Below are 5,146 nucleotides of genomic sequence, written 5' to 3'. Positions count from 1 at the left end.
TGAAAGAACGTTGATGGACAGACCGCTTGAACGCCTGCAGCTCTAAAGCCTGCTCGCAGTATGCTTTCTCAAGGGATGTGAGGTAGGTTTTCTTTTTAGAGGAAACAAAAAAGGATTTGATAATAAAGAAAGGGTTTGATAGCTTACGCTTAGTCATTTTCACTACTCCAATAGTGTTGATGATGAGTGATATTGAGCTGCTCCAACAGCTTGATATCACGCTTAACTAGCCGATTATTATATCGAAAACCCCTTCTTTCTTCAATGATTTTTCACAGATAACCTATTGTTTTTTATCTATTTTTCATATATTTTTTGCTTGTAAATCCGTGTGGTTTGGGACATGCTTTTGATTCTTGAAGCCATCGCTTTCTTTTAAAGCCATGCGCTTTAGCGCATTCATTTTAAAATATATTGTTTTATTCTTGCCCTGCTTCCTCATCTCTCGCCACTCGCAGAAATGTCCTTTTTTTTGAATTTTATGGGGAATGCAAGGTGGAACGCAAGAGCAAAGCGATGAGTAGACCTTGTATTCTTCAGAAAATTCAAATGCACTCATCTGCGAGTGGCGAGAGATGAGGAAGCAGGCATTTTTAAATTTTTCTTGATTTTAAACCATCTTAAGATACCTTGCTTACCTGTTAAGTTTTGGCGATAGGGATATCACTTACGGTGAGCGCATGAGTGATATCAAACACCCGTTTCGTTTTGCAATTGTCGGCATGTAAACGACAGGACTTCGCATCACACGCGATAAAATCATTGAAATTACAATCCTTGTATACACGAATCAAGGCATCGACCTTTGCGCACTTAGCCCAAGAGTTATTCGATGTTCTTAAGGAATGCGTACTCGTTGCCCACAACGCGCGCTTTCCTTATGGGTTTCTAAAAAATGCCTTTAGCGCTTGCCGTATTCCTATCGACCCAAGATTCTTTGCACATTAAAACTTGCGAAAGCACTCTACCCTCATTTAGAAACCCATCATTTGGATGCACGGTTAAATGCCTTAACTGTGGAGAAAAAATCGCCTTATCCGGGTACCAGGGTCTTTTGGCATTTATGCAGCAAGCAGTTCGTGAATTCTCTAAAGAGCACGTATTAACCCCTGCCAAATCTCTGCAAAACGAAGCCAGCAAGCTTCCTAAACTTATTTCTGATGTGGCGTTAATACCGAATACACACCATCCCATTGAACTGGTTTCGTAATCTTTAAAATATTACCTCGTCAAGACTGTTTTTTTTATTTTTATTTAGATACCATTCAAAATTCACAGAAAGAATCATTAAATTTTTTTCTGTGGATAATTTTTTGTTCATCCCGCCAATTTTTCAAAACATATTATTTTTAAAGCTTGAAATGCCTTGCAAACTAAGGCAGATAGCCCTTTTATTTTTTTATACTTAAATGCCACTTATCCACAAAATCTGTGAATAACTCTGTGGGTAGAGTATTAAAAACCTTAAAAAATAACCTATTCGCTGCGTGTACAGTAAGTTTCCACCTCATGCACTAAAAAAATACTAAAACACAACAGCAATCCATCCTTGTTCAAAGCTTCGTGAACGGGTCATGAAGCTTTGGTGCGTAAACGGGAAACGTTCATAAAGCGGTCTGCATTAACGAATTTTAGCCCCTTAGGCAATCGAAAATGAATAAATTTTTTTCAAAACAATTTTTTATTTAGATTCTTAGACTTAAGTGAAATGCACCCGATTTGCACAATCGAGCTTATTTACATTCGATTTATTTTTTTATTTATGATTTAGGTACAGAAATCAATTGGAAGTTCATCATGCCTGGGGCTCCAATACCGCGGCATGCCTATCTGCATAAGATTAGGAAATGTTTAAAATGGGCATCATTTGGAAATCAGTTAGATATCAACAAGAAAGCAAATGTGATTCAGATAGAAATCAACAGGTCATCTAATGAAAATCATACAACAATCATATACCCATCATATAGAACTCATATAGATGTCTTTTAACAATCATACTGGGAATCAATATATTACGCTTATATCCTGCTAATAAAAATCAATGCCAGATAGATACCAGATAATTTTCAATCTCATTGGCACGTTTTCACACAAGAAAACAACGTTTAGAACAAACAAAGGCTTTTACTTAGAAATCAAATAGGAGTCATGTAGACATCAGTTAGGCATCCTTCACAAAAACCATTCTATATTGGCAATCAAACAGGAATCATATCAGAAATCATTTAAGTTACCCTTATTAGTAGTAATAATTAATAAAACTATTACTTAATAACATATAAAAATATTTTATGATTTTACTCATATTTCCATTGACCACGAAAAAAATCTATGTTTAAGTTAGTTTAACAAATATCCGTTAAACTTAAACCACGGAGATTAAAGAATGGATCCAAAGATGTTAGTTAGCGAAGCAGCAGAAGCATTAGGAGTAACGGCTCAAGCCCTTCATAATCAAATAAAAAGAAAAGAACTCGAACATGGTAAAAGTCGAAATAGAGTTTATTTCGGTTATAAAACAGCCAGATCATTACTTTCCCTTAATTTCTCATCACAAGTATTATGTTTTCAGATAGTAAAAGGAGGAACTGGGAAAACATCTATGTGTTTAGCTGTAGGCGTTAGAGCATCATTATATGGAGCCAGAACTCTCTTAATTGACCTTGATCAACAAGGTAATTTAACTAAAGCATGTAGAATTGATACTCATGACAATCCAATCATGATAGAACTAATTAATCAGGATATTCCGATAGAAGAAGGCATTCTTCCTGTATATGATGGTCTTGATATATTACCAAGCCGCATTGAAAATGCATTATTAGACAGTAATTTAATGTTGAAAAGACTTCCACTGGATCGAATCTATAAAGAAATGATTGCTCCGTTAAAAAATAAATACGATCTTATTTTAATTGATTGCCCACCAGCCTTAGGTAGCTCTGTTACTGCTGCTGCATTGGCAGCGGATCGAATCATAGCTCCAGTAACTCCTTCCGAATTCAGCTTAGAAGGATTAGAAATCACGAAACAAGAAATAAAAAATATAGAAAAAAATTTCCATACAACGATCTTACTAAGTCCTCTTCTAAATGAGTTTGATGTAAGAACATCTTTATCTCACGAAACAATGAGGTTTTTAATGACTAATTATGAAAAAGGTCTTATTCGTTCAGTAATCAGAAAGAGTCAAGAGTTTGAAAATGTTCTAACCAAGGGTGAGTCTATCTATGATTCATTAAATAACTCTCCAGCTAAAGAAGATATCGATCTACTAACTAGAGAAATATTAAATATTGGATCTTCAGTCAACAAAGAATCCGGCGATATATTGCGTTCAGCCACAGATAAAAAGAAATCAAATAATCTTGTTGAAGCTTGATAAACATTGCTAGAGGACAGTTGGAATGCCTACCCTTGAGGAATTAACTAATAAATCTAAAAAAAAGTTTAAGAAATCCGATTATAGGCCATGGAACTATATGGATGAACTTGATAAAGAATATGGAAATCAATCGGAATCCAATAAAGTATCTTTTGATAATCAATTAGAGATCAAATCGACATCAAATGACAATCAATTAGGAATCAAAAAGGAATCATATAATCTAGAGTCTCTGGAAATAAAAGATATCCATAAAATAACAAAACCTAAAAAGACTGTAGATTACTCTATTGATTTCGATCCAAATAATTTAGAGACAGTGTTAGATACTATTTCCAGACTTACTGGTCATCAAAAAAAAATATTTCTTTTTATTACAGACCGTTGTATCTCGAGGGCAATGTTGTCTACTGGCGTCATTAAAGGGGAAATACTCATGCAAATTACCAGTACAACAATGAAAATGGTAAAAACATCTATTCAGAGACTGGTAGGTAAACAATTGATTGTGAGAGAAAAAGGAAAAACCGGACGAGGAGGTTTTTACTCTTTTAAATTATCTGAAATCGTGAGAAATGCCGCACTTGAATATAAAAAAATGGTTGGCATTGAGAGTCAATTGGGAATCAACAGAGAATCAATTGAAGTTCATTTAGAAATCGAAAAGAAAGGGGACAATAAAACAGTGGGTAAAACTCTCTTACCTGAAGAGTGGAAAAAAATTAATATTTATCCATTGGAAGAAATTGGATTTAATCATAATCACTTAAATGACATTTTTGAAACTAGGTTAGCTGAGCCACAAATGGTTCAAGAATCTATTTTGCATTTTGCGTACGGTTTGGAACATGAGTCAGCTAAATATAGGCAGTATGATGATCTTTTAAATCTGCTAATTGGTCGGCTTAGAAAGGGAAAGCCATGGTTTGAAAAAAATTATAGATCACCACAGGAAATCGCACAGGTTCAACTATTAGAAGCTAAAAAGAATCAATTAGAACGAAAGAAAAAAGTAGAAGAAGATACATTTAAACTAGCGTTAGCCGAATGGCAAAAAGGGTTAAACGAAACTGAGATTACCAATATTACAGCTAAAAAAGGACCGGGAGATATTATTCCGCATGCCACTAAATTGTCGATCTATTTTAGAGAAAATATATGGCCTGAACAAAAGAAAATGTACTTAATTACAGAAGAAGAATAGATATAATTTTTATCCGAGAGGCTGTTGAAATCACATGCGAGATGAAAGCAATTTAGTTACCGATCCTTTATACAAATTTCATGATTTTTATCGAAAGAGAAACGGAAATTACATTGTTGTTGCCAAAGAGGAGGGCAACCCCAGAGGTGTATTTAAAATTGCTGCCACAGATTTAGTGACCTTAAAAAAAGATCTATTATCAAAATTTAGTTTAGAAGACAAAATTAATATCATTGGTCTTGCTACTACTGAAAAACCACCGACAGTAATTATACAAACAACAGAGCATTTTCGATATTTTTCCTTATTAGCCATGATTTTTGGTTGTTCGTTGATTGCCTGCAATATTGCTTCGTCAAAATTAATGACATTTTTCGGTGTCACATTAACAGGGGGTACATTACCTTATCTGTTGACGTATGTTATGGGTGATATTGTAAACCTCCCCTTATTAGTGCCAACCTAAACTAGAGTTTTCCGACTTATTTTTAATCAACTTGTAATCAAATGGTGACAAGTCTCCCAGTGATTCATGCGGTCTTTCTTCGTTATAT

The 5,146-nt window shown here is 34.4% G+C and carries 4 protein-coding genes; all 4 read left to right on the top strand.

Annotation, left to right across the window (positions count from 1 at the left end; all coding sequences use genetic code 11):
- The first annotated feature begins 895 nt into the window (after positions 1–895).
- The 4 genes from ELY11_RS11905 (at position 896) to ELY11_RS11890 (ending at position 5,058) form a co-directional block, all read left to right on the top strand.
- Positions 896–1,210, top strand: a complete 315-nt coding sequence (locus ELY11_RS11905) for a hypothetical protein (protein WP_126954192.1) — start codon at positions 896–898, stop codon at positions 1,208–1,210.
- Between the two features lie 1,191 nt (positions 1,211–2,401).
- Positions 2,402–3,385 (top strand): AAA family ATPase, encoded by a 984-nt coding sequence (locus ELY11_RS11900; protein WP_158614985.1) that lies wholly within the window; start codon positions 2,402–2,404, stop codon positions 3,383–3,385.
- 100 nt (positions 3,386–3,485) lie between these two features.
- Positions 3,486–4,592, top strand: coding sequence for a hypothetical protein (locus ELY11_RS11895; protein ID WP_126954190.1), 1,107 nt, complete (start codon positions 3,486–3,488; stop codon positions 4,590–4,592).
- Positions 4,593–4,626: 34 nt separating this feature from the next.
- Positions 4,627–5,058, top strand: a complete 432-nt coding sequence (locus ELY11_RS11890) for a hypothetical protein (protein ID WP_127033771.1) — start codon at positions 4,627–4,629, stop codon at positions 5,056–5,058.
- Positions 5,059–5,146 lie beyond the last annotated feature (88 nt).

This window comes from Legionella septentrionalis, from assembly GCF_003989745.1.
GTDB lineage: Bacteria > Pseudomonadota > Gammaproteobacteria > Legionellales > Legionellaceae > Legionella_A > Legionella_A septentrionalis.
The sequence above is the reverse complement of the archived record's forward strand: the minus strand, read 5'-3'. Positions and strand labels throughout refer to the sequence as shown.